This is a genomic window from Endozoicomonas sp. SESOKO3 (assembly GCF_024606255.1).
The window spans coordinates 1-1,174 of record NZ_JAHHPR010000630.1 but is presented as its reverse complement, the minus strand read 5'-3'; the positions used below and the strand labels follow the sequence as shown (position 1 = coordinate 1,174).

Below are 1,174 nucleotides of genomic sequence, written 5' to 3'. Positions count from 1 at the left end.
CTTTATAAATGTCCACAAGGCCTGCACGATTGACCCGCAGCGTCAGGTGCACCCACTGGCCATCCTGAAAAAAATCAGGCACCCGCTTATGTAAGATGGTTTCAGCAGCAGCATCGGAAAATGTCAGTACCAGATCATCACGGTTGGTTTTATCCACCCTGATGCCATGACGACCAACGGCATCAGCAAAATAAATAATGGGAAGAAAAGCCTGGTCCAGACCAGAAACCCGCAACTGTAATGACAGTGTCATGGCTCCACCCGTCACTAAGCCCGGTATTTCCAGCCACTGACTTCTTTCAGTTAACTGCCGGGCATTCTTGAAGCCTGCACTGTTTTCACCAGTAAGGGCCCCGCCATGGCTGACCAGTTGCCCTGGCTCAACGGAATGCCAGTTAGTGGCCCTGAGCTGTTCTGGCGGAGATGGCAAAGAGAGCCCGAAGGTTTGCGATTGATCCGAATCAAAACGGACAAACACTTTGGCCTGTTTACCCGCAGCAAGCCGGTTATGGCCTGGTCCCGGATAGACGTCCGCTGTTGCGTTGCGAACCAGGAAAGTATCATGGCCCTCTTCACCGTAGAGCTTATAGTGGCAACCGGGAACCCCTTCAGTCTGGTTGAGTTTCCGGCAACCCAGCGCCATTAAGTCATCATTGCCGATGCCGGAACGAACGACCTCATCGTCAGCCTCTGCAATCATGATGTTGTCCAGTCGGATATCCCTTATCAACCGGTCCTGATAAAAAAGCTTTAAACCTTGCTTGGTCAGGGGAGCGGCAGTGGTTTTGTTGCCTTTTGCTGTATCCTCAATGCGCAGATAAGGAAAATGCTGATGGAGTGCTTCGACAAAATGCCCGGTGTCCAGGCTGCCATCAGGACGAACTCTTCTTGGCACAGCGTCCATGATGAGGGTGACCCAGTAATATCCCTGGTCTTGAAAGTACAGCTCACTAAAATTCCCATTCAGTACCAGCCCGATATTGTCAAAAGTGGCTCCTTCGCCCCTGAGCATCAGCATATTGCCATTATCCGGGTCAGAAATTTCTGTCCCCCTGGCTTGCCAGTCGACGAGATAAAAATCCTTGCCTTTATCGCCCATCAGCCGGTCAGCATCCTGATCCGCAATCATTTTATCATCGCCGGGGCCGCCATAATGGACATCGAAACCTGCTCC

The 1,174-nt window shown here is 51.6% G+C and carries 1 protein-coding gene; it reads right to left on the bottom strand.

What is annotated here, in order from left to right; genetic code table 11:
* The coding region (locus KDK18_RS11135) for a hypothetical protein (RefSeq protein WP_257254974.1) at positions 1-1,174 on the bottom strand (1,174 nt) is incomplete at both ends.